Source organism: Chryseobacterium luteum, from assembly GCF_000737785.1.
Lineage (GTDB): Bacteria > Bacteroidota > Bacteroidia > Flavobacteriales > Weeksellaceae > Chryseobacterium > Chryseobacterium luteum.
The window spans coordinates 210,241-235,455 of the sequence record NZ_JPRO01000001.1; the positions used below are offsets into that span (position 1 = coordinate 210,241).

The 25,215-nt window shown below is 37.8% G+C and carries 23 protein-coding genes; 9 read left to right on the forward strand and 14 right to left on the reverse strand.

Annotation, left to right across the window (positions count from 1 at the left end):
• Positions 1–97 precede the first annotated feature (97 nt).
• Both IX38_RS00880 and IX38_RS00885 read right to left on the reverse strand, forming a co-directional pair.
• Positions 98–586 (reverse strand): YkgJ family cysteine cluster protein, encoded by a 489-nt coding sequence (locus IX38_RS00880; RefSeq protein ID WP_034700970.1) that lies wholly within the window; start codon positions 584–586, stop codon positions 98–100.
• Complete coding sequence (locus tag IX38_RS00885; RefSeq protein WP_034700971.1) at positions 587–1,558, reverse strand: ion channel; 972 nt, start codon at positions 1,556–1,558, stop codon at positions 587–589.
• A 155-nt stretch (positions 1,559–1,713) separates the two neighbouring features.
• On the opposite strand from IX38_RS00885, the gene IX38_RS00890 reads away from it, so the two are divergent.
• The gene (locus IX38_RS00890) at positions 1,714–2,094 is read left to right on the forward strand and encodes a group III truncated hemoglobin (protein ID WP_034700972.1); all 381 of its coding nucleotides are present in this window, start codon (positions 1,714–1,716) and stop codon (positions 2,092–2,094) included.
• 34 nt (positions 2,095–2,128) lie between these two features.
• Here the strand turns inward: IX38_RS00890 and IX38_RS00895 are convergent, their stop codons facing one another.
• The 9 genes from IX38_RS00895 to hflX form a co-directional block, all read right to left on the reverse strand.
• Entirely contained in the window at positions 2,129–3,199 is a 1,071-nt protein-coding gene (locus IX38_RS00895; RefSeq protein WP_034700973.1) for a calcium:proton antiporter, read from the reverse strand.
• A 252-nt stretch (positions 3,200–3,451) separates the two neighbouring features.
• Entirely contained in the window at positions 3,452–3,790 is a 339-nt protein-coding gene (locus IX38_RS00900; protein WP_034700974.1) for a DUF6122 family protein, read from the reverse strand.
• A 13-nt stretch (positions 3,791–3,803) separates the two neighbouring features.
• On the reverse strand, positions 3,804–5,042 hold the full coding sequence (locus tag IX38_RS00905) for a hypothetical protein (RefSeq protein ID WP_034700975.1): 1,239 nt from the start codon (positions 5,040–5,042) through the stop codon (positions 3,804–3,806).
• Positions 5,043–7,061, reverse strand: a complete 2,019-nt coding sequence (locus IX38_RS00910) for a hypothetical protein (RefSeq protein ID WP_034700976.1) — start codon at positions 7,059–7,061, stop codon at positions 5,043–5,045.
• Positions 7,062–7,077: 16 nt separating this feature from the next.
• Positions 7,078–7,746 (reverse strand): hypothetical protein, encoded by a 669-nt coding sequence (locus tag IX38_RS00915; RefSeq protein WP_034700977.1) that lies wholly within the window; start codon positions 7,744–7,746, stop codon positions 7,078–7,080.
• 83 nt (positions 7,747–7,829) lie between these two features.
• Entirely contained in the window at positions 7,830–8,549 is a 720-nt protein-coding gene (locus tag IX38_RS00920) for a DNA alkylation repair protein (protein ID WP_034700978.1), read from the reverse strand.
• A gap of 42 nt (positions 8,550–8,591) precedes the next feature.
• Complete coding sequence (locus tag IX38_RS00925; protein ID WP_034700979.1) at positions 8,592–9,875, reverse strand: cation:proton antiporter; 1,284 nt, start codon at positions 9,873–9,875, stop codon at positions 8,592–8,594.
• A gap of 20 nt (positions 9,876–9,895) precedes the next feature.
• On the reverse strand, positions 9,896–10,525 hold the full coding sequence (locus IX38_RS00930) for a DUF4919 domain-containing protein (RefSeq protein WP_034700980.1): 630 nt from the start codon (positions 10,523–10,525) through the stop codon (positions 9,896–9,898).
• Positions 10,525–11,751: a GTPase HflX gene (gene hflX, locus IX38_RS00935; RefSeq protein ID WP_034700981.1), complete on the reverse strand. Its 1,227-nt coding sequence runs from the start codon at positions 11,749–11,751 to the stop codon at positions 10,525–10,527. The genes IX38_RS00930 and hflX overlap by 1 nt, the downstream gene beginning before the upstream one ends.
• 181 nt (positions 11,752–11,932) lie before the next feature.
• Here hflX and IX38_RS00940 point away from each other — a divergent pair, with 181 nt between their 5' ends.
• The 4 genes from IX38_RS00940 to IX38_RS00955 all read left to right on the forward strand — a co-directional run bounded on the left by IX38_RS00940 (position 11,933) and on the right by IX38_RS00955 (position 16,256).
• The gene (locus IX38_RS00940; RefSeq protein ID WP_034700982.1) at positions 11,933–12,640 is read left to right on the forward strand and encodes a LytR/AlgR family response regulator transcription factor; all 708 of its coding nucleotides are present in this window, start codon (positions 11,933–11,935) and stop codon (positions 12,638–12,640) included.
• Between the two features lie 159 nt (positions 12,641–12,799).
• Positions 12,800–13,282: a T9SS type A sorting domain-containing protein gene (locus IX38_RS00945; protein ID WP_034700983.1), complete on the forward strand. Its 483-nt coding sequence runs from the start codon at positions 12,800–12,802 to the stop codon at positions 13,280–13,282.
• Between the two features lie 4 nt (positions 13,283–13,286).
• Positions 13,287–15,833 (forward strand): beta strand repeat-containing protein, encoded by a 2,547-nt coding sequence (locus IX38_RS00950; protein WP_034700984.1) that lies wholly within the window; start codon positions 13,287–13,289, stop codon positions 15,831–15,833.
• Between the two features lie 6 nt (positions 15,834–15,839).
• Positions 15,840–16,256: a hypothetical protein gene (locus IX38_RS00955; protein WP_034700985.1), complete on the forward strand. Its 417-nt coding sequence runs from the start codon at positions 15,840–15,842 to the stop codon at positions 16,254–16,256.
• 107 nt (positions 16,257–16,363) lie between these two features.
• Here IX38_RS00955 and IX38_RS00960 read toward each other — a convergent pair whose 3' ends face one another.
• Positions 16,364–16,798 carry an META domain-containing protein gene (locus IX38_RS00960; RefSeq protein ID WP_034700986.1) on the reverse strand — a complete coding sequence of 145 codons (435 nt, stop codon included), beginning with the start codon at positions 16,796–16,798 and terminating at the stop codon, positions 16,364–16,366.
• Positions 16,799–16,884: 86 nt separating this feature from the next.
• Between IX38_RS00960 and IX38_RS00965 the strand changes: the two genes are divergently transcribed.
• Entirely contained in the window at positions 16,885–19,095 is a 2,211-nt protein-coding gene (locus tag IX38_RS00965; protein WP_051884368.1) for a S46 family peptidase, read from the forward strand.
• A gap of 104 nt (positions 19,096–19,199) precedes the next feature.
• On the opposite strand, the gene IX38_RS00970 is transcribed toward IX38_RS00965, so the two are convergent.
• Together IX38_RS00970 and IX38_RS00975 are read right to left on the reverse strand one after the other, a co-directional pair.
• Entirely contained in the window at positions 19,200–20,825 is a 1,626-nt protein-coding gene (locus tag IX38_RS00970) for a hypothetical protein (protein ID WP_131368626.1), read from the reverse strand.
• 214 nt (positions 20,826–21,039) lie between these two features.
• A complete protein-coding gene (locus tag IX38_RS00975; protein ID WP_117585869.1) occupies positions 21,040–21,744 on the reverse strand; it encodes an ATP-binding protein in 705 nt (234 codons plus the stop codon).
• An 83-nt stretch (positions 21,745–21,827) separates the two neighbouring features.
• On the opposite strand from IX38_RS00975, the gene IX38_RS00980 reads away from it, so the two are divergent.
• Genes IX38_RS00980 through IX38_RS00990 form a run of 3 tightly spaced genes read left to right on the forward strand, consistent with a single transcriptional unit; the run spans position 21,828 to position 25,181 of the window.
• Positions 21,828–22,481: a heteromeric transposase endonuclease subunit TnsA gene (locus IX38_RS00980; RefSeq protein WP_034700988.1), complete on the forward strand. Its 654-nt coding sequence runs from the start codon at positions 21,828–21,830 to the stop codon at positions 22,479–22,481.
• A 2-nt stretch (positions 22,482–22,483) separates the two neighbouring features.
• Positions 22,484–24,319, forward strand: coding sequence for a Mu transposase C-terminal domain-containing protein (locus IX38_RS00985; RefSeq protein ID WP_034700989.1), 1,836 nt, complete (start codon positions 22,484–22,486; stop codon positions 24,317–24,319).
• Positions 24,300–25,181 (forward strand): TniB family NTP-binding protein, encoded by an 882-nt coding sequence (locus IX38_RS00990; RefSeq protein WP_034700990.1) that lies wholly within the window; start codon positions 24,300–24,302, stop codon positions 25,179–25,181. Before IX38_RS00985 ends, IX38_RS00990 begins: the two co-directional genes overlap by 20 nt.
• The last annotated feature ends 34 nt before the right edge of the window (positions 25,182–25,215 follow it).

Sequence of the window (25,215 nt, forward strand, 5' to 3'; positions counted from 1 at the left end):
TTGTTTAAATTTAACGCCATTCTATTATTGAATATTATACCCAAAGTGTTTATTTAACGGACTTTATAATTATTTAAGATGGATTTTGGATTATCCCTTACTTTCCCAAATTTTTCATAATTCTTTCCACAAATTCATAGGCTGCAGGGCAGATCACCGTGTTTTTAATCATCAGATCATTGATCTGGTAGATCTTTTTTCTGTCGGTATGCGGATATTCTCTGCATGCTTTTGGGCGGACTTCATAGATCGAACAGGTGTTATCGCTGTTTAGGAAAAAGCAGGGTAGATTTTGAAGGACTTTGTCATTATCTTCATCAACTCTTAAAAATTTCGCCTCAAAATCTGCAGGTTTCATGCGGAGATGTTTTGAGATTCTTTCGATGTCTTTTTCCGTATAAAGCGGTCCGGTTGTTTTGCAGCAATTGGCGCACTGAAGACAATCTATTGCCTCGAAAACTTCATCATGGGTTTCCTGAACCACATAATCGAGATTCTTGGGTGGCTTCTTCTTCAGTCCATCCAGAAATTTTTTGTGCTCTTTCTGTTTCTGTAAAGCCTGTTTTTTGTAAAATTCTACATTCATTTATCGTTGTTCTTCCTGAAAAGCCGGAAGCTCTGCTTTTTGATAATCATTAATTTTATCCAGATCCAGAACCGTTGAAAGATTCTCTTTATCAGGATAATACATCGGGATAAATTTCGCTCCGTACATGATCTCTTTTGAAATATAAGAAGATCTTTGAACGACCGTATTGGAAAACACTTCGTCAAAAGCCCGGACATGAACAATAATTTCAATATTCGTATTCTTAAAATCGTCTTCCGAAAAGCCATAAAAAGGTGATTCTTCATCTATTTTATGAACGATTGTCCAATTCAGGGCCAGCGTATTGATTTTGCTTAACTGAGTTTTCAGTGTATAAAAATTCGTCTTCGGAACACTTTCTTCAATAATTTCAATGGCTGTTGAAACAATGACATCCGCATCTGTTAAAGAATTGTTTTTGTAAGGAGCCAGCCTGAACATTAAAGCCGAACCTTCCTTAAACGGGGCAATAACAGCAATATCTGAAAATTTTAAATATGCTCTCGGTCTCGAAAATCTTCCGTAAAAAAGTCCTGTTGCAATGGCAAAGGTAAGCAATCCCAGAAAAGCCTCAAAAGTGGCCACCAAACTTGCCATAAAGCCAACCGGAGCAATTCTTCCGTACCCGACAGTTGTAAAGGTTTGTGAACTGAAGAAAAACACATCAATAAATTCATTAATGGGATCACTTTTATCAATTCCGGTAAGGTGCTCTACCCCGATTATATAATATATGAAAGCAAAGAAAAGATTGACCAGGATATAAGCAATAACCAAATAGGAAAGAAACTGAAAGGTAGACAAATCCAGCATGGTGTGATACCAACTGAACCTGTTGAGGATATTTACTCCTTTTTTGTTGACATTCGGAAGTCCGTCTTTATTGATAAACCTTCCGGAAGCATTGTCCCCGAAACCACTGTTTTCAGTATTTTTCTGACGGATCTTCTGCCTGAAGCCTCTAGCCATATATCATTTATATTTTTGTTGAACTAACTGTAAATAAGCGGATTTATTTTCATCAATATTCCTCTTCTTACAATGCAAAGATAAAATATTGTTTTCATGAAATTTATCAAGCTGCCGATTGAATTTTTAATTTGATTTTGCAGTACATTTGAAATATGAAAAAATTAGAATCAAGAGAGGATATTGAACATCTTGTGAATTCATTCTACGCAAAAGTCATTAAGGATGAGCAGATTGGTTTTTTCTTTAGTGATGTTGCCAAAGTGGACTGGAACAAGCACCTTCCGAAAATGTATTCGTTCTGGGAATCTATTATTTTCGGACAGATGAGCTATAAGGGAAATCCTATGGCTGTCCATTTTCCGATCAACGAGATCCAGGCTATGGAACAGAAACACTTTGACCGCTGGCTAAAACTTTGGAGAGAAACAATTGAGGAAAATTTTGCCGGCGAAAATGCAGATATGGCGATTTACAAGTCAGAAAATATTGCCAAGCTGATGGCTTTTAAAATGGATCTTGCACGGAGACTTTAGTGGGTACCATGTGATTCGGATTTTGGGTTTCTTATTACGGAACGATAACGGTAAAGATATAAGCTGCAAGGTTGACCAGTAATACAGTTCCGTACAGGATATTCGTTTTCCCCCGGCTTAAGGAAAGCATGACAATAAATACGGACAGCGAAAGCAGTATAATATCTTTCTTATCAAGTCCAAGTCCCAGCGGGATATCATAAAGAATACAGACAGTGGATACTGCCGGAATCGTAAGACCTATACTTGCCAAGGCAGATCCCAGCGCCAGGTTTAAGCTGGACTGTATCTGGTTGCTTCTTGCGGCACGTATGGCTGCCACTCCTTCAGGAAGAAGCACAACCGCAGCAATAATTACCCCTACCAAAGATTTTGGAGCTCCTATACTCTGGACCATCTCTTCTATGGTTCCGGACAGTCCTTTGGCCATTAGTACAACGATGATCAGGCAGACCACCAGAAAGCCAAAGCTGATGAACGTTTTCTTCACTGAGGGCATATAATGCTCTTCGGGATGTTCATCAGGAACAATAAAGTAGCTTCTGTGACGTACCGTTTGAACCATCAGGAAGACACCGTAGATGACAAGACATGCTATAGAAACAAAAATAAGCTGGGCTTCATTATAAAAAGGCCCGTTGATGCTTGAAGTAAAATTCGGAAGGACAAGGGTAAGGACAAGAATAGAAACAATACTTACCAGATAAGTAGTGGCGGAAGTTCTTGCAAAGAACTGTTCATGGTATTTTACACCACCCACCAGGATACAGATCCCCAGGATTCCGTTAAGAATAATCATTACAGCAGCGAAAACGGTATCTCTTGCCAGCGTGATCGCCTGATCTCCGCCGGCCACCATGAGCGAGATGATAAGCGCAACTTCAATGATGGTGATACAGAGTGCAAGGATAATGGTTCCGAAAGGCTCCCCGACTTTATGGGCCACCACTTCTGCGTGATGCACTGCGGACAGTACACTTCCCGTAAGAAGAAGCCCCGCAATAACGTCATAAACAACTCCGCTTCCCATCAGCCCCGAAAAGTAGTACCCCACAGCCAGAACAGGAAAAATATACGTATAATGTAAAAATTCTTTTAATTTCATAAAGCGTCCACAAAATACAAAAAATCTATGAAATTTGAAATATCAAAAGAAAATATTAATAACATTTTAATATCAATCAAGCTGTTTCTGTCTTTAAAAGTAAGAAGCCGGAAGCTGGAAGAATGAATTTATCGAGGTCACCAAGGACAACTACAACAATCTTTTGTCTTTTAAAGTCTAACTTCATTAATTATCATAACTATAACAGATTTGAAACCGAATATTAACTTTCCGCCTGCTGCCCTATTTATCCTAATGAATCCAAAGATTAAAATCAAGAAAATCTGTCAGCATGTGAAACAAAAGACCGATGGCTGCTATTCTTATATTTCCTTTAAAAAATAACAGCAAAAAATACACCGCAATGGCATAATAGGAATGTAAAATATGAAAACCTATACTATTTCTTGACGGATCAAAAACAGGATTGGCAAAAATATGATCCAGATCTACCAGCATGGTAGCCAGCATAATAAGATATGCTTTTTTCCAGTTTTCGCGGTAGAAAATGAATGCGATAAAAACAGGAAATATGAAATGTAAGAAATAATGTGTGAAAGTTTTAAGTAAGGCAATTTGTGAAGAATCCATCAGTATTTATTTTTTACCATCTTAAAATTAAAGGGAGTTTTCCTTTTTTAAATTTTAGTTTCAAATAATAATCCTGCTCATTATTTCCGTAGAAAATATAATCAATATCAGAAATTAGTTTCTTTTCAGGTTTTGTTAAAGATTTGAAAGAAGACAGCAATAAGGCATTATTTCTGACAAAAATATAATTTTCGTTTAACTTAGGCGATAGTTGGATGGATTTTCTGGTTGATTTTATTTCAAAACCTGTTTTATTTTTTTCAATAGTGTTAGGCTGAAAAGGAATTGCCGTGAATTGTTTCTGGGCGTTAATCCATTTTTTATTCTGAAAATAGGACTCTGTTTTTTCCGGATCTGAACTTTGAAGATCAATCACATAATTCGGCTGAATGATTTTTTGAATACTCTCTTTTTCAACTTCATTGAAATTATCATCGTAACCGTAAGTGATGATTGTATCATTTACCTGTTCGAGATTCGCAGTTGCTTTAAGGTGACTGATCTGTGAAGATTCTGCAAATGCTTTATCGAAAAGTGAGCTGAAGTTATTGAGATTCGCAGCGTTCAATTCTGTTTCGAGAAAAGATTTTGTCTGCTGTAATTTTGAAATAATTGGGGCAGGGTCGTATGAATTTGAATCATTTTTAATTTCAATATGATCCTCATTAATTTCAATAGAAAGATTTGGGATGCTATGATCAGAAGTAAATAAGATACCTCCCACACCCCGATTGATAAACTTTCCGGCATCAAGAACATTATTTTTAGAAGATAGCAGCATTTGATAACCGATACTTTCAAAACCCTGATCAGAAGTTCCCACAATGCAGTTTTTATCTGACATTTTAATGTAAATCTGATCTTTTCTGAAGATATTATTTCCCTGGTCTGTAAATTTTTGCTGTTTTAAAAATGCGATAAATTTTTGTTTGTCTTTAAATTCAAAGACGCTGTACCAATCTGAAATTTTAGAATTCTTCAAATGGAAAACCTGAAAAAAATCGGGAATTTTCACTCCCGATTTTAGTATAGAAATTGAATTTTCATCTTTATTTTTGCTTCCAAACCATTGCGAAGGGTGGGTTGCAAGACTGTAAACATATTGTCTCGTTAATTTTTTCGTATCGACTAAAATGATCGCATCTGCATTTGCAGCAACCATTGTTAACGTATTTTTTTTATGATAAAAAACAAAATAAATAACCGCTGCAAACAGAACAACAACTAAGACAAGAAGTTTCTTTTTATTCATTTAAAGTATCTGGGGCTTTTTTTCTCCTTCTTTAATTTTAAAAATTTCATCAAACAGATCAAAGAAATACATGAGGCTGTTTTCTGAAGAATTTCTAATTTTATAATCTATTTCTGTTTCTACGCTTTCTCCCTTCACTTCTGTTTTATAGTACATTTCTCCTACATTTTTTCTGAACAGATCCAGTGTTTTTCTTTCAGAAGGTGTTTTAAATTCTTTTTCCAGACCTATTAAAAGCTTCTGTACATCCAGTCTTCCGGATAAAGGATATCTGGATGAATCTTTTGCCCACTGTTTGGAAGTATCGGACTGGTTTTGAGGACTAAGGTTTTCTGTGGCACTCGTAAGATAAACAATACCGTCCTTTACAAGGAAATACAGCTGATCCATATAGCCATCTCCTTTTTCATCCTTGAATGAATATACATTTCCGGTTTTTGTGAATTTCTTTGCTAAATGCTTATTGGTGGTCAGCACATTGAAAACACGGTTCCAGTAGCCTTCATTTTCCGTCGCAAAAGCAAATGTAAAGTTGGGAACGGCTACATCTTTGGTTTTCTTCACTTCTTTTTCATTGTAGTCATCATCATATTCGTAGTCCGTATACTCTACTTTTTTGGATTTCAGTTCGTTCAGAACAAAAATTCCGTTTCCGGGAGCTATTTTGGTGATGGCTTCTTCATCCAGAACAATTTTCATGGTTTCCATCATCAGTTCCATTTCCTTTTTATATTCGCCGTCTCCTGTGTCCTGAAGCAGGTCGTACATCATATCAAATGTTTTTGCCCCGTTGACATTAACTACATAATAACCAATGCTTTTTTCGTTGATAAGCTCTGCTAGTTTTTTGTTTTTCTTACCCTTATAAACGGATGAGATCGTTTTCTGGATTCCCGGATTTTTATGCTGATAATTATTAACCAGCTTTACTTTGTCTTTGTCAAAATATAAATTGTAATATGAATTTGAATCATATGCATTTCTTAAAAACTGTCCAAACTGAAAATGTTTCATCATTTTGCCGTAAATACCGTCGTTTACCATTCGTCCGTAATCTGTATAGATGTAAGCATCAGAATCAGGATCTCTGAACTTCAGCATATCTTTCGGCACTTCAATTTCTAAATTTGAACTGAAATACCGGTCGAAACGGTTTTCTGCAATTTTCTTTACGATCCTGAAGTTTTCAATACGCATAGAGTCCTGTTCTTTCTGGTAAGCGGTATCTGTTTCAGTTTCTACATACTCCTCTTCCTTCGGATACACTTCTTCCTCACCGTCAGAATGCTGGGTATCCACATTCTCTTTCGGATATTTATGATTTTTTTCCAGATACTTGATATCTTTCTGAATTCTGGTGATCTCCTTGTTATTCTCCCTGATGTTATCTTTTAAATACTTGACCTCTTCCTTCAGGCTGATTATTTCTTCCTTATAATTGAAAGGCTTTTCCGGTTCTATGGCATAAGCACTGTCCACAACAACAGCAGTACTGTCTGTGACGGCTGCAACGCTGTCTGTTACGGCTTCAGACCAAATATCTTTATAAGGTTTGGTATAATTTACCATGCTCAAAACCGCACGGTCGCTATTCCACGCAACGAAGATATTATCGTCGATATCAACGTAAGAGTAATTCTTTTTCCTGGAAATTTCCAATCCTTTTTTCTTGACAGAATTGATGAATTCCTGGAATTTTTCCTTGTTGTCTACAATAAAATGAGTGGTGTAGGTTTGTATTGAGTCATTAAAACTGGCATAATGGTATTGTGTACCGTCATATTTAATTCCCGTTTTGGAATAGTCGTTCCACGAGGATTTTTCTTTGTCTTTCTTGCTTAATTCATGCAATAAAGGGTTAAGTTTCTGCCAGTTGATTTTCTGATTGAGCTGTTTCCCGTTGATTTCCATATAAAATACGGCATCAGTGGGAAGCGTCATGCTTTTCTGTGCAAAAACAAGCATAAAACCAAAAAGTACGAAAGTAATCGTTTGTGTTTTTAAGAATATAGATTTCATGGTCGAATATTAGAATTTATTGAAATAATATGGTGTTTTGTAATTGTTTCTTTTGAAAGATAAGGTCTAAAATATCCGCTTCCAACTTGACTGCCTTTTTATTCGGAGCCAATGCGTAAGCACTGTTGGTTTGAGATTTCACCGCGTTTTCAAACTGCATAACGGATGTATATCTGGCCCCATTAAAGACTTCCCTGTCTGCCTTCCCCATTTTGTCGTAATCTGCCTTAAAGGTATTGACCTTATTTCTGGTCAGCAATTTCTTCTGAAGGTTCTGGCTGTAAATTTGTGTCGGGATCATTTTGCCGAGGATATTTTTAGCTTTCAGCTGCTCCAGCCCGGCGTTGATATTTTCAATTTTTTTGAAATTACAGCTCAGTTTGATGATATAATTATCGAAATCCATTGAAGTCTTTACATTGCTGATTCCCGGCGTGCCTTTAAAAATCCTGGCAGCTTCATTGATTTTATTTTCAATTTCAGCTTTTTTGGGAACTTTTTTCCCGTTAATGGTTTCCATTTTAGAGATGGAAGCCAGCCGCGTTTTACTTTTACTGGCATTAAGGATAATGGTATACTCTCCTGTTCCGTCAGCTTTGACATTCACCTTATCTAAAATATCAAAACAGCTTGTAAGCAATAATAACGGGAAAAGCAGCACGAACAGCTTCAGAAGATTTTTCATACCTGAATTTTAAAAAGACAAAATTACTCAATTCCAGCCTTAAAAAGCTCAATATAGTGAGATATTTAGCAAAGAAACATTTTTTAAACCCTTCCTTTCAGATAATCCTGTCTTACTTCCTCATCAAGCTTTTCGATGGCATATCTCAGGCAGGTTCTGGGCATCTCCCGGTAATGCTTATTTAAAAAAGCGATCAGTTCCGTTTCACTTTTCTGCCCCATTTCCCTAAGCAGCCATCCGTTTGCTTTATGCATCAGATCGTGGGTATGCTTCAGGTTTCTGGTTACGAATTCTTTAGTCAGTTCAAAAGATCCTTTTTTCACATAATGCATGGTCCCGACTACAGCAATCCTCTTATGCCACATTTCTTCCGAATCCGAAAGGTTCCTCAACAGCTCATCTTTTCCGTTTTCGAAGGCATACCGCCCCAAAATCTTATAACAGCTTGAATCCACCAGATCCCAGTTATTGACATACGGAAGATGACCGAGATAAAACTGAACGATTTCCTCTTTCTCTATTTTATCCTTTGTTTTTTCAAATTTGGAGATCAGCATGAAAAGTGCGGTAAGTCTGTGTTCGTGGTATTTTGAAGACAGCAGAATACTTACATCCTGTAAGCTTGTTTTTGTATAATATGCTTTGGCCACAGATCTCTGGTCGGGAACTTTGACTCCTAGAAACAGATCACCTTCACCGTATTCTCCCTTTCCTGTTTTGAAGAATCTCGGAAAGAATTCTGCTTTTTCAGGAATGGACAGTACAGCAAGTGCTTCTTCAATCTCTTTGACTATATTACCCATACAGGTGTTGTTTAATTTTAAGCAAATAAATCATCCCATACTTTACGCATGCTCATCTACAACCGCCGGCTCCTGCACCTCTTCTTTTGCAATGGCTTTCGGATTGGCTACTTTGGCAATGGTAAGCCCCTGAACGATAATAGAAAACACCACAACGCAATAAGTAATGCTTAAAATGATTTCACTGTATTCACTTTTGGGAATAGACATCGCCAGGGCAATAGAAACTCCGCCGCGGATTCCTCCCCAAACCAGAACTTTTATCGTCTGCGGGCTAAACCTCGTCCTTATAGACATAAATTTCGTAGGCACCCAGATCGAAATGAAACGGGCAATTAAAACGACTGCAATCGCCAATAAGCCGGGAACCATAAAATGCTTTAAATCTTTGATCATTAACAGTTCAAAGCCGATAAACAGGAATAGTACGGCATTCAGAATTTCGTCAATCAGTTCCCAGAATTTGATAAGATAATCCTGTGTAACAGACTTCATTTTAAATTTAACATTAAAATTCCCCATGAATAAACCGGCTGCAACCATCGTCAGCGGTCCGGAAATATGCATCTGTCTTGCGATAAGATATCCGCCCATCACCACAGAAAGGGTGACCAGGACAGAAATAATATAATCGTCCACTTCACGCATGAGCCTGGAAGTGATCCAGCCCAATACCACACCAAGCAGGATTCCTCCACCCGCCTCTTTCATCAGAAGCAATCCTATGCTCTCAACACCGAGATCCACTTCTTTTCCGATCGCCAGCTGCAACACTACCGTAAATACCACTACAGCCATACCATCGTTGAACAGAGATTCTCCGGCTACTTTTGTTTCCAGTGATTTGGATACATTGGCCTGTTTCAGGATACTCAGAACGGCCACCGGATCGGTAGGCGAAATAAGCGCTCCAAAAACCAGACAGTAAATAAATGGCAGGTGAATTCCTAAAAACGGCAGCAGATAAAACATCCCGAATCCTACCACGAACGTAGAAATCACCACTCCCGCCGTTGAAAATATCAGCACCGGGCGGAACTGTTCTTTAAGATCGTTGATATTGATGTGTATTCCTCCCGCAAAGAGAAGAAAATTAAGCATTGCGCCCATCAGAACTTCTGTGAAGTCTATACCGTTCATTAACTTGTTAAGATGCCCAAAAGTACGTGGAAGCACTGTTTCTCCAAACATGACCAGAAAAATGGAAACTACAATGGCAATTACCATAATCCCGATGGTGCTCGGAAGTTTCAGAAATCTGTAATTAAGATATGCAAAAATTGAGGCTAGTACTATTAAGGCTGAAAATGAATAATATAACTCCACTAAAGTGTTTTTTTAATTAATTATAAGTTTAAATAAAGTATTTTAATATATAGCTTACGCCCTTCTTTTTCCCAGACATCGAACATTCCGTCTTTAGCAGGCTTTGAACTCCGGGTATAGTCTTTCCCAACATTCAGCATATTCAGAAGAATGTATTCATCCCCTACAGAGTTTACGAGATAGGCTGTTTTTTCCGAAGCTCCGTCTCCCGAATTTTTTATCCCTTCAGTAAGAGAACGGAACTGGTTCAGGTGATGTATAAAATTGGTTCCGTCTTTCCGGGCATCATATGCCCTGAGAAGTATAAGCAGGACATCCAGATTGGTAGGATCCTTGTCATAAAGAATTTTCCCCTGTTTGATGCACTCTTCAAAATTACTCTCCTTAAAAGCGTCTGCAAGATTTTTAAAGCTGTCGTCAAGCGTCGAAACCTTATCCTCTCTGAAATTCCTTCCATAGTAAAGATACTGGGCTTCAATACTGTCCAGGGATTTTGGATACCCTTTGTATTTAAAAATCAGCTTCTCATAATTATACGGAGAATCCGGATTTTTAAGACTTTTTTCGATGTTTTTCAAATCGATCTTTGACTTCTGGCTGAATCCAAAAACCGAAAACAAAACCAATAACAGGAAAAATCGATATTTCATTAATCGTTATTTTCTTCTTCCTTGTCGTTGTCGAAATATTCGAAAAGGAAATCATTGTACGGGAATCTTGAAATATGGATTTTCATCACCTCATCGTAGATCATTTTCTTCATTTCCGGGAAATTTTCTTTCGTTAAAGCAGAGATGAAAACGGTAGGATATTTAGATTTACCCATCCATGTTTTTGTCCATTCATCTAATGAAATATTCTTTTTTGTAGAAGGAGTAAGATCATCTTCATCTTTCTTGTCGTAGCTGAAATCATCAATTTTATTAAAAACCATGATCATCGGCTTCTGATGGGCATTGATCTCCATTAAAATATTATTCACAGATTCTACCTGATCTTCAAAGCTTTCATGAGAAATATCCACTACATGAATAAGCAGATCCGCCTCGCGCACCTCATCCAGAGTAGATTTAAAAGATTCTACAAGCTGTGTAGGAAGTTTTCTGATGAATCCTACCGTATCAGTAAGCAGGAACGGCAAATTCCCGATAACCACTTTTCTTACCGTAGTATCCAGCGTTGCAAATAATTTGTTTTCTGCAAAAACGTCAGACTTGGAAAGCGCATTCATCAGCGTAGATTTTCCTACATTGGTATAACCCACCAAAGCAGCACGCACCACTTTTCCGCGGTTGTTACGCTGGGTAGCCATTTGCCTGTCGATGGTTTTCAGTTTTTCCTTTAACAGGGAAATTCTGTCACGGATGATACGACGGTCCGTTTCAATTTCCGTTTCTCCGGGACCTCTCATCCCGATTCCCCCTTTCTGACGCTCGAGGTGGGTCCACATTCTTGTCAGACGTGGCAAAAGGTATTGATACTGCGCCAATTCCACCTGAGTTCTTGCGTAGGAAGTCTGGGCTCTCTGTGCAAAAATATCAAGGATAAGATTGGTTCTGTCCAGAATTTTTACTTCTATTTCTTTTTCAAGATTTTTAAGCTGGGAAGGAGATAATTCATCATCAAAAATAACGGTCCCGATTTCATTTTCCTTTACATATTCTTTTATTTCCTGTGCTTTCCCACTTCCTATAAAAGTTTTGGAATCCGGCTGAGTTAATTTTTGTGTAAAACGTTTCTGAACCGTTGCACCTGCTGTGAACGCCAAAAACTCCAGTTCATCCATATATTCCGTAAGCTTATCTTCATCCTGGTTTTGGGTAATAACCCCTACCAAAATGGCTTTCTCGTAATTATGTTCTTTCTTATCTAGCATTAATTTCTGTCTATGTTTGTGATTTTCACAAGATACCAATTTTCAGGAAAAAAAACAAAATCATTTTTTCATTTCGCCCATTTTTTAATGTTAATTTAAGTTCATGACACCCTTACTTTGCAAAAAATCAATACCTTTATAAGGCTGATTTATAATTAATAAGCATCTAAACACAAATATCATGAGTTCCCTTATTAAATGTATCATTATTGATGGTGATGAACTGGACAGGCTGGTTATTCAGCATCACATCAGGCAATATGATAAAATAGAGATTATTGCGTCATTTGATTCGGCGGAAAAGGCTGTTCCTTACCTTGAATTCCCGATCGACCTGTTGATCTGTGAGACCAGTCTTCACGGCATGAGCGGACTGGAATTCGGGAAATTGGGCCACAAGATCCCGGCTTGCGTCTTTCTAAGCTCCCATCCTGAACTGGCAGCCGAAGCCTTCGAAATTGATGCGCTGGATTTTGTCATAAAGCCCTTTAAAGCAGAACGATTCCATTATTCTATGGAGAAAGTATTCAGCTTTTTCGAGATGAAAGAAAAAAGTGAATGCTTTGATGCCCTTCTCGGTGAAAACTGTATTAAAATAAAAGAAAACGGTAATGTTTCTCAAATCAGGCTTACCGATATCCTCTACCTTGAAGCTTTAAAAGATTATACCATGCTTGTCACCCACGAGAAGAAGCACTGTGTTTTGGACTCACTTGGAAACCTTCTTCATAAAAGCTTCTTCAGTTCTTTTATAAGAATACACCGCAGCTATGCCGTTCCCCGACATTTTATCCGCAGAAAAAGCAGCAATGAGATAGAGCTTATCCACCAGATCAGGCTTCCCATAGGCCGAACCTACAAGCAGAGCCTGTCCTTTCTTAATCCTTAATTACTGATTATCATATTTTTACAATAAAATGCCGTTGGTCGATTTTTTTTACCGTTAGTCTATTTTCCTTCAATCCGGTTGCGATATGTGGTAATTTAGTATTCATCAATTTCTCTTGAGAATTTGAATAACCTATTAATAACCACAAAACTATTTTACATGAAAAGAACATCTATTCACTGCTTCTTTCTCATTGTGTTCACCTTTTCCGTCAGCCTTCTGAATGCCCAGTCGGCAGTTCTGGCATCGGGAACCAATGCATCAGGAAGCAACGGCTCGGTTTCTTACAGTGTCGGCCAGACCACCTATCTGTACAAGGGCGCCAATTCCCAGGTATTGGAAGGGGTACAGCAGGCTTACGAAATCACGACACTCTCTGCCAATGAAGCCACATCAGAGCAAGAAGGCATTTTACTTTATCCTAATCCGGCAAAAGATTATCTGTACATAGATTTTTCTTCTGTTCCGTACAAAGGATCGGGATACCAACTGTTCGATGCCCAGGGCAAGCTAATCAAAAAAGACATGATTTCAGAGCAAAAGTCTGAACTCGATCTTTCTTCTCTTCCTTCTGCGGTTTACCTCATAAGGATCAACCGTAATGGAGAAAACCTGAAAACATTTAAAGTCATCAAAAAATAACACCATGAAAAAAATATTACTAACGCTGGGAATCATGCTGTGCCTCTTTATGGGACACGCACAGGCTCCCGAAAAAATGAGCTACCAGGCCGTCATGAGGAGCGGATCCGGACAGCTTTTAACCAATCAGAGTATTGCTGTTAAAGTAAGTGTATTACAAGGCTCTCCTGCCGGAACACTGGTCTACTCCGAAAGACTGACCGGGAGCACGAATGCCAACGGATTGATCAGCATGGAAATAGGAACAGGAACGGTTCTTTCCGGAACCTTTTCTACGATCAACTGGCCTTCAGGCAGCTATTATTTAAAAACCGAAACAGATCCTGCAGGCGGCACTAACTATACCATTGCAGGAACCAGCCAGCTATTAAGTGTGCCATACGCTATGTATGCCAAATCTGCGGGAGGAACCGGGGGAACTTTCGCCATACCTTACACCAATACCGTAAACAATGCATCCACTCTCTTCTCCCTCATCAATGATGGAGACGGAACTTCTTTGGAAGGTACTAATAATACAACCACCTCGAGTATAGCCGCTGTACGCGGAATCGTAAATAATGTAGCACCCGGAGGATTCTCAAGTGCTGTCCGCGGTATCAATAACGGAACCGGCGGACTCGGAATAGGAATCTGGGGAAGCCAGGCCGGAAGCGGATGGGGAGTCTATGGAGTTACCCCTAGCGGTCTTGGTGTTTACGGTAATTCATCGGGAGCCGGAACCGGGGTTTATGCCAACAGTAATACCGGAACAGGTCTTACTGCAACCAGTACTAATGGCATTGCGGCAAGTCTGGCTATTTCCAACAATGCCAATAACAACAATGTCCTAAACGCGAATACCCTTGGAAACGGGACAGTTATCAATGTTACTTCTTCCGGAAGCGGTGTGGGGGTTCTCAGTTCAACAGGAAACGGGTTCGCAGTACATGGTATTACCTCAGCACAGACTTCAGCAGGGATTATAGGAGATAATAACGGAGCCGGTGAAGCGGTAGTCGGCAGAACGACCAGTGATATTGCCGGAGCAGTTGTAGGGCGTAATGATGGCGGAGGATACGGGGTAAGAGGTTTTGTAACCGGTAATACTACCGGAACTTCAATAGGTGTTTTTGGACAGGTTGGGCTCAATACAGGAAAAGGACGTGCAGGAAGATTTGAAAACGTTAACGCAGCAAATGATTTTAATACTTTCGAAGTAGAATCCAACAGCAACGGAAATATTCCGGATAATACCCTGGGTAATGCCGCTTCTTTCCTGGTTGATAATACCAATAGTGTGGGAGCAGCGGTAAGAGGTGAAGTGAATACTATTTTCGGAAACTTCGGGGCTGCAGGTATTTTTGGAGTTTCGTCGGGAACAGGTGGTCGTGCAGGATTATTCTACGCATCGAACCCTTCCGGAAACGGAGCTGCATTAATTTCTCTAACTGATGGAAACGGAAATGCCATTACTGCCAATGCAGGCAAAGATGGAAACGGTGTTGAAACCAATATCGACGGGGCGGGAAATGCTCTGTATGCATGGGTTCCTACTTTTGCAACGGGGCGGGCAGGAAAGTTCAATATATTTAATGACACCAATACCAGCGATGTAATAACAGTAACCACTGTAGGTAACGGTACTGCCGGAAACTTTAAAGTTGACCGGGTAACAGGCACCTCTCCTGCTGTAAAAGGAGAGGTAACTTCACAATTTGCTAATTTCGGTACGGCAGGTGTGTATGGTCTGTCATCGGGAACAGGAGGTTTCGGAGGTTTATTTTATGCAAGCAACACCACCGGAAATGGTCCGGCTCTGATAGCTTTAACAGAAGGAAATGGAAATGGAATCACTGCCAATGCGGGTAAAAACGGAGACGGTATTGAAGCAACAGCAGACGGAACAGGAAATGCAGTGTATGGATGGACGCCAAATTTCGGAATCGGAAGAGCCGGGAGGTTTGCCAATTTCAATGCAGCCAACGGTAATCCTACTGTACATGTAAGTAATGTGGGAACAGGAAATGTATTATTGCTGAATCATCAGGGACCAAGTGGAAATATTGCTGTACTGCAAACGAACAGCGCGAATGTTGTACGTGTAGACAGAACCGGCAAAGGATTCTTCAACGGAGGAACTCAAAACAGTGGAGCTGACGTTGCGGAAGCATTCGATGTGGAGGGTAATACTTCGGAATATGAACCCGGAGACATTTTAATCATCTCAACAGATTCTGACCGTACGGTAGAAAAATCATCAAAACCATATTCTACTCTTGTGGCCGGAGTTTATGCAACAAAGCCGGGAGTTCTTTTAACAGAGGAAAATATTGATTCTGAACTCATAGGAAAAGTGCCTATGGGTGTAATTGGTGTGATTCCTACAAAGGTTTGTCTTGAAGGCGGAAAAATTAGAAGAGGAGATCTTCTGGTAACCTCATCAAAATCCGGAACGGCTATGAAAGCCAACCCTAAAAAGGTAAAAATAGGACAGGTGATCGGAAAAGCACTACAGGATTATGACCAGGACTCAGTTGGTAAAATTAAAGTATTGGTAAACATTAAATAAACTATCATGAAATCACTATATATCATTGCATTTTTAACATTAGGCATAAGCATTTATGCTCAGGAAAACAAGCAGGTTCCGGAAGCTGAGGATCAGGCCCAGGTCGTGAAACAGCTCAGAGAACGGGAAGCCCGGATGGCAAAAACGATACAGGAAAATGCTCCTGAAAAACAGACTGCAGTCACTCTGGCTTCAGAGCAAGGCCTTGAAGTAAAAAAGAAGGAGGCAAAAGCTCAGCCCTCCAATTCAAATAACAATTCGGGAAAATTACTGCCCAACACGGCAACTTTAGCCGAGATAAAAGCCTCTATTCCCAACAGGCAGGCATCCAATACAGCTTCTAAAAACATCAATAAAAGTGTTCAGGGCTTACCCAATACGGCTACGCTGGAAGAAATAAAAAGAACAATTCCAAAAAACTGATAACCCAAACAGATTTCAAAAGAAAGTCCGCTTTTTAGCGGGCTTTTTATGTTTTCAGGAATAACAAGACTCTTAAGCCCTCATTGTTTTACTACAATCAAAATATATTAATCCCAGTCCGATGCTATAAATTTCATAGAATTTCCGCTGCCATCCGATAAAGTAAGGAAATGCCCTTCGATGGAATAATTGGTCATTTTATCAAATTTTTGGAGAAAAGCATTTTCCAGCTCCATATTCCGGCAGGCCTTTAATGTGCTTCCAACTCCTGAAATCGTAACTTTTCCATTGCTTTTAAATTCGGAAGTAAAGAATATGCTGTTGCACCCCATACCGGCTCCACCTTTAATTTTTCCTTTCTCCATAATACCTGTGAGGTTAATCTCTGCTTTATTTTTAACCAGTTCCTCTTTGGAAAACTGATCAAAAGAAACGAGCATCCACTGTCTCTGAAGGCCTGGATTTTTTTCCGGAAGTGAAGAGCAGCCAGCCGCAATTCCTAAAAATAAAACGGCAAAAAATGATACAAGTATTTTTTTCATGCGGATTAACCCTCCATTTTCATACCATTCGGGAACAGAATATCGTAAAAATTAGTAAATTAGCGACACAAAAATTATTTTATAAAATGAAAAGACTATTTCTACTGTTCACTTTCTTGTTGGGCTTTGCCCAGATGAGGGCGGATGAGGGGATGTGGCTGTTAATGCTCATCAAAAGACTTAACGGGGTCGACATGCAAAAAGAAGGACTGCATCTGACACCTGAAGAAATTTATTCGGTAAACAATTCAAGTTTAAAGGATGCCATCGTAAGTTTCGGAGGTTTCTGTACGGGAGAAATTGTTTCTGACAAAGGGCTTATCTTCACGAACCACCACTGTGGTTATGGTGCTGTTGCTGCCGCTTCCACTCCGGAAAAAGATTATCTGAAGAACGGATTCTGGGCTATGAAGCAGAAGGATGAATTTAATGCAAAAGACCTTTACGTAAGATTTTTAGTTAGAATGGATGATGCTACGCAGAGAATCAATTCTAAACTAAACAAGAATATGACCGGTGCAGAGAGAAAAGCAGTTATTGATGCTGAAACAAAAGCAATCCAGACTGAAAACTCTGAAAACGGAAAATATACAGTAGTGGTAAGAGATTTCTTCAACGGGAATGAATTCTACTATTTCGTATACCAGGATTATAAAGATATAAGACTGGTAGGTGCACCACCTTCATCATTAGGTAAATTCGGAGGTGATACTGATAACTGGGAATGGCCAAGACATACTGCTGACTTCACGGTATTCAGAGTATATGGAGATGCGGCAGGAAATCCTGCAGAATATGCTCCAAGCAATGTTCCACTGAAGCCTAAGCACTTCCTTCCGGTTTCTCTTAAAGGAATTAAGCCAGGGGATTTCTCTATGATCCTGGGATATCCCGGAAGAACAAACCGTTACCTTACTTCTTACGGAATCCAGCAGATGGTAAATAAAGACTATCCGGCTTGGGTAGAAGCTTCCAAACTGGCTATGGATGTTATGAAAAAGTATATGGACAAGGATAAAGCGACTCAGCTTAACTATGCTTCTCAATATGCTTCTGTAGCCAACTACTGGAAAAACAGACAGGGAACTATTGATGCGGTAGATAAAAACGGAACAATCGGTGACAAACAGAAGATCGAGGATACGTACAGAAAATGGTCTGCATTGCCGGGGAATACAGAGTACGATGGTGTTTTAGAAGACATTGGAGCTTATTACAAGCAGGTTTCCGACAGAAATGTTGAAAGAAACTATACTTCTCAGTTCTCAAGAAATGCAAAATACATTACTCTTGCTCTACAGGTAGGATCTGTTCTTAAGGCTTATGCCGCACAGGATATGCAGGGAAGATTAGCGATGAAAGCTAAAACTGAAACTGCAATCAAAGAAGCTTATGAAAACTTTAATCCATCTCTGGAAGGGGAAATGCTTGCTTCTATGGCTGGCCTTTACCAGTCGAGGGTGACGAATAAAGAAGTGGCATCTGCTACTATTTTAGGACTGGATTCCAAGACTCTTTCTAATGTAGCCTATTCTTCAATTTTTGCCAACAAGACTGCTGCTACGAATTTCGTACTGAATCCTGATCCATTAAAGCTTGATGCTGATCCGCTTTGGAAAATTGCAAACGGAATAGTTGCCGATCAAAAAATGAGCATGGAAAGATATGCGAAGGTTGATGATAATTTCAGCAAAAACAACCGTCTATTCTTAGCCGGATTAATGAAGGCTATGCCAGAAAAAAAATTCTATCCGGACGCTAACTCTACGATGAGATTAACTTATGGAACGGTAGATAAACTTCCTGTGAGAAATGACAGAAACTACTTCGGGGTTACTGACAACTATTATACTGATATGACCGGTCTTGTAGGAAAATACAAGAAAGGTGACGAAGAATTCGACCTTCCTCAAAGGGTGATCGATCTTTATAACCTTAAAGATTTCGGACAGTATGCTGATGCTGCAGGATATATGCCTGTCAACTTCCTTTCTAACAACGACATTACAGGTGGTAACTCCGGTTCTCCGGTAATTGACGGAGACGGAAACCTTATCGGTATTGCATTCGATGGAAACAGTGAAGCATTAAGCGGTGATATTGTATTTGAACAGGACTGGCAGAAAACGATCAACGTAGATGTACGTTTTGTTCTTTGGACGATTGACAAATATGCAGGAGCAAGAAGACTGATCGATGAATTAAAGCTTGTAAGAGGAGAAAATACGCCTCCTGATACCAAGTCTAAAAATTCAGGAACCACTCAGATGCCTAAGAAAACAAAAAAGGTAAAATAATCTTTATTGATATATTTTTAAACCCCGTGAAAGTTCCTTTCACGGGGTTTTATTTTGATAATTGAAATCTAAAATAAATTCTTAATAAAATATCTCTTCTTTGATTAAACTTTTAATTCTGCTTTAAGGTATTGTCCTACCCCTCCATTTGTAACAGTGAAATATCCATCATAATGATCAAGAGTTACTCCCAGTTCGTTTACAATTTCTTTGAAATATCCTGTTTTATCTGTATTAGTTGAATCAATATTTCTCTGCCATAAAAATTGAGCAAATTGATTATTCTTATTTTGAATCATTAAAGTTCCCAACGTACTTCCAAATCCATATGGTTCAATGTCTACAACTAAACTTTCATTAGCTGTGAAGTTCTTGCTTAGTAAATCAATAGAACCATTTAAGTAAGCTTTAGATTTTTTTCCATTAGTTTGCCATGTATGTGTCATATAGTTGGCTGTTGTTATAGAATCAACCGCACTTGCCGCCAATTGATGATCTCCGTCTTCCAAAAATCTTGCATGAAGAACCTGCGGTGTAAAAATAATTGGCACATTCCATTCAGGAGAAATATTTGCAGTCTCAAGAAGATAGTCGAAGTCGGTAATAAATTCAGAAGATTCTATCGCAGGAATTGCATTTTCTTTCGAAGGTATATATCTCCAGGCATTCCCAGCGTAGTTAATATTTCGTTGTGTAGATTTTGTTGTTTCTGTTCCATCTGCAAAAATTTTAACCGCATGTAAAGAATTTATGTTATTTCCTGTAATAGAAATTCCTGCAACTTTTCTTAAAAAAATTGCCTGATATGCTCCTGTATGAAACATGTTTCCTGAAATATTGATTCCTCTTACTGATTCATCATTTCCACTTAGTCCTAATGTAATATAAGAATCAACAAGGTCTTCATCATATCCTTCAAAATAATTTCCTGAAATATTAATTCCAAAACTATCGCTAAGAACTAAACGTCCGGCAGAATATTCAAAACTGCATCCGGAGATATTTCCACCTGTAGTTGTATCTCTAATTTCCGAAGGAATTCCCTCTCCAAGAATTTTTAAATTAGTTACATTAAAAGCATTTGTTGCATTTTCAAATTTAAATGCCTGATAAGTTCCCTGGAAATAAACTGAATTAAGTTTTGTAAAATAGCAATCATTTAAATTAAATCCCAATTTCATCCCTTCAAAACGACAGTCTGTAATTCTTAAGTAATGACTGGATTTTGCCTTAACAAATGTTTGAGATTGAACGTTGTTTCCAGAAATAAAGTTTTTAATATTGATATTATTATGATATTCATATATTTTTACAGTTACCTCATGTTCATTTTCGTCAAGTTGAATCTCATCTCTTATAAATGTTGGCTCTAAAATATTGAAAACCACAATATCTTTTTCATAACGAGCAGAAAGCTCACAGTTTTTTCCGTCGATAATAAGATCCCCTCTTGAAATATTTAACGAAGATTCTACAATAACTTTTTCCAGCCCGTAAAAAGCAACTTCATTTACTTTTTTATTGTACTTAATATCTGAAAGCATTTGGTTTAATTTAGAACTTTCATCAGTTCCGTCACCTGCTACTCCCCACCATCTTACATCTGCAACTTCAAATATCCTTTCATACATATAGTTGCCTATGTTTTTGGTTAATACATTGTTTGCCGCACTATTTGCAGCTCCTACTTGTCTCCACGAATATTCCAATCCGGTAAATTCGTCTGTCAATAAAATAATTTCGTCTGTTGTACTCATTTTTAATATTTTTTGATTTTGTTATATGGCAAACAAATATTGATTCAGATTCGCTATTTGTCTATCTATAATGCAAATATCACCCAGCACTACGACAAAACTCGACGTATTATATTTTTTTAAAATTCTGAAATCAATTTAACATAACAATTCTAAAAGTGCCAAAACTATATTGAGAATTTCAACACTACACATTCCAAAATTCCCGGTCTAAGCTTCTGTACTGTATGGCTTCTGAAATATGATGGGACAATATATTTCCGGAGCCTTCCAGATCGGCTGCAGTTCTGGCTACTTTCAGAATACGGTCGTAGGCTCTTGCTGACAGATTCAGTTTTTCCATTGCCAGTTTTATGAGTTGCAGAGAAGTTTCATCCAAACTGCAAAATGCTTCAATTTCTTTAGGACCCATCTGAGCATTATAGCTGATGTTGAGATCTTTATATCTCTCGTTCTGAATACTGCGTGCTTTCAGAACACGTTCTCTGATGTCTGAGCTTTTTTCACCTTTTCTTTTTTCTGCCAGCTGTTCAAATTCAACTTTCTGAACTTCAATATGAATATCAATTCTATCCAATAATGGCCCTGAAAGCTTATTCATATACCGCTGCATTTCGTAGACGGATGAGGTATTGCCCGGATCGTCAGGAAAAAAGCCGCTGGGACTGGGATTCATAGAGGCCACCAGCATGAAGCTTGCAGGGTAGTTTACGGTAAACCTGGCTCTGGAGATCGTTACTTCACGGTCTTCAAGAGGCTGTCTCATGACTTCCAAAACGGTTCTTTTAAACTCCGGCATCTCATCAAGGAATAAGACACCGTTGTGAGCAAGCGAGATTTCTCCAGGCTGGGGATAGCTTCCGCTGTAACTTAGCAGAGTAGATGATAAAATTTGCTTACAATATCGATATTTTCACATAAGGAAATGATAATAAAAGGCAATTCTGATTCAACTACATCAAAAAATAACAAAAGATGGTGATAATCAGTTTTAAAAAGTCAAGAAAAATTGGGAGAAACTCTTTAAGCCTGACAGGGCAAATAACAAGCATTAAAAATAATGATATTGTTGAGTTTGAATCCCAACTAGAGGGAAATTTAACTTACATTTTAGAACGTCGATTAGATGTTGAAATGTATTGCGAACAGCCAATTACAATTGAGTATTTTGAGGGAAATGTAAAAAGACATTACACCCCGGATTTTTATGTCAAGTATTTTAGTGGATCTGAAGAGCTTATCGAAGTAAAATACCAAAAGGATTTGTTAGAAAAAAAAGAAGCTTTAGAAGGCAAATTTCGGGCAGCAAAAGAATTTTGCAACGGAAATAATATCTCTTTTCGAGTTATGACTGAAGAAGATATAAATTCCAATGTCGTTTTTAACTCTAAATTTCTTAGTAATTATAGGAGATCTCCAATAAAAACAAACCTTGGTGATATTGAGTATATCCTAGAAACGCTGGCTAGATTCGAAAAAATGAAGGTTAATGATCTTTTGGATGAATGCTCAAAAGATGATCAGCGTAAAGCAGAATTATTATTCCATGTATGGTATTTAATTAGTAATTATTTGATTAATTTTAATGAAGAGGAAAAACTTTCTATGAACACGCTAATTTGGAAATAATTATGGAGAGAGTTTATATCACCAAAGGAGAAAAGGTTTACTACAATGAGGTAGAATGTATTATTACTAAAATTGTAGATATAAATACAGTTAGTATAGAAGAAGTATATTCTAATATTCCCCATACAGTATCTGTACATGAGTTACAAGCAAAAACTTCGATAAAAACTGATTTATTGGAGATACTTACTGATGCCGAATGGGAAAAAGCGAAAAAACGTTACGAAATTATTGTTCCGATTCTGTCTAATAGAGGAAATTTAGATGTAATTAACGTAGTTGCAACAAACAATAAAATCAGCATTCCTACAATTTACCGATGGTTAAAACTTTTTGATGAATCTGGTTTAGTTTCATCGTTAGCTGGAAAAAAGAAAACCGGAGGAGCAGGAAAAAGTAGATTAACTAACGCACAAGAAGAAATCATTAACAATAAAATTAATTCCGTTTATCTTAACCAATCACGTAAATCGGTTACTAAACTAATCAGAGAAATTCAGTTAGAGTGTAGTAAGTTGGGAATTATATGCCCACATCCTAATACTATTCGGTCAAGGGTAAAATCAATATCTGAGGAAGAAAAATTAAGAAAGAGATTAGGCGTTAAAGAAGCAAGGTACAAGTTTGAACCACTAAAGGGACATTACAACGGAGCAACCCACCCTCTTTCTGTTGTCCAAATTGACCATACAAGAGTGGATATTATTTTAGTTGACGGATTTGACCGTAAACCATATAAAAGACCTTGGATAACTGTTGCTTTAGATGTGTATAGCAGAATGGTCGTTGGATTTTATTTGTCTTTCGAACCACCGGGGGCATTAGGAACTGGAATGTGTATTGCCAATTCTATATTACCGAAAGAATTGTGGCTCGAAAAACATGGTATTAGTTCGGATTGGCCTTGCTGGGGTATTATGGACACAATACATGTTGATAATGCAAAGGAATTTCACGGAAACATGCTAAAAAAAGCATGCCATAACTATGGCATATCTCTGCAATTCAGACCCGTTGCTACTCCACATTGGGGAGGTCATATTGAGCGAATACTAGGAACATTTGCAAAAGAAATACACAATCTTCCTGGGACAACTTTTTCTTCAGAAGCTGAAAGAAAACAATATCAATCCGAAAAGAACTCTTCATTTACTCTTGATGAGTTTGAGAAGTGGCTATTAATTTTTATAACGAAAATCTATCATCAACGGAAACACAGCTCATTGGGAATGTCTCCTCTGGAAAAATACAAGGAAGGCATTTTAGGAAATAATAATGTAATAGGAAGGGGCATTTCTCCAAGAATAAATGATTACCGCAGAACAAAACTTGACTTCATGCCTTTCTTTGAAAGATCAGTACAAGAATATGGAATCGTTATCGATCACATTTATTATTATGATGATGTATTAAGACAATATATTCATACAGCTAACAATAATGAAAGTAAAAAATACATTTTTAAACGAGACCCTCGAGATATAAGTGTTGTTTATTTTCTTGATCCCAAAACAAATACCTATTTCGATATTCCTTATCGGAACTCTTCTTATCCCCCAATGTCAATTTGGGAGTATCGTGATATCATCAAAAAAATTAAAGATGCAAATGTTTATGTATCTGAAGAAAAAATCTTTGAAGCTTACCGGGAATTAAATTATCTTGAACAAAAAAATGTGAAACAAACTGCCATAAAAAGAAGAAACATTAAAAAAGACAAAAGCTTATTAAGTGGTTCATTTTCTGAAATTCCTGATATGGTGATTGATTCTCAGAGTGGAAATGATGAAATTATTTTACCTTTTGAAGACTTGGACGATGAAACATTTAACAGATAAAACAAAAGAATTTGTAGAGTCCGCTACAATTGAAGACAGAATTCATTCTTGTAGAAACAGCAAATGGATTGGCTATACTCAAGCTTCTAAAATTATGAATAAATTGGAAGAACTATTGGTCTATCCAAAAACTGTTCGGATGCCCAACATTTTACTTGTAGGAGATTCAAACAATGGCAAAACTGCAATTCTCGATAAGTTTAAACAAAAAAATTTATCCTATGTTGACGAAGATATAAGGGTTATTAGTCCTGTCGTTCTAGTACAAGCTCCTCCCGAACCTGATGAACGGCGGTTTTACAATGCCATTTTGGAAGTGCTCTACGCCCCATATCGAACTTCAGAAAAGCTTGATAGTAGATATTTAAGAGTTAAGAAACTATTACTTAACCTTAAAACTAAAGTCTTAATAATTGATGAAATACATCACGTCTTAGCAGGCTCTCCATCTAAGCAAAGAAAGTTTTTGAATGTGATTAAGCATTTGTCAAATGATCTACAGATTTGTTTGGTTTGTGCGGGAACAAAATTGGCTTTCAATGCTATTCAATCTGACCAACAACTCGCCAATAGATTTGATCCAAGAATTTTACCTCGATGGAATAATGATATTGAGCTAAAAAGACTACTCGTGAGTTTCGAAGCCTTACTTCCACTAAAAGAAGAATCTCTTTTGATAGAGCCTTCCATGTCAAATAAAATACTCTCACTGAGTGATGGACTCATCGGAGAAATTGCCAAAATACTTGAATTAAGTAGTATTGAAGCAATTAAAAGCGGTAAGGAAAAAATAACAAAAGAGATCTTAAATAGCATTGATTATATTTCTCCTGAAGACAGAAAGAAAAAATTCATTTCTTAATGGTTTATATTTCATCTCTGAAAAAGAATGTTCT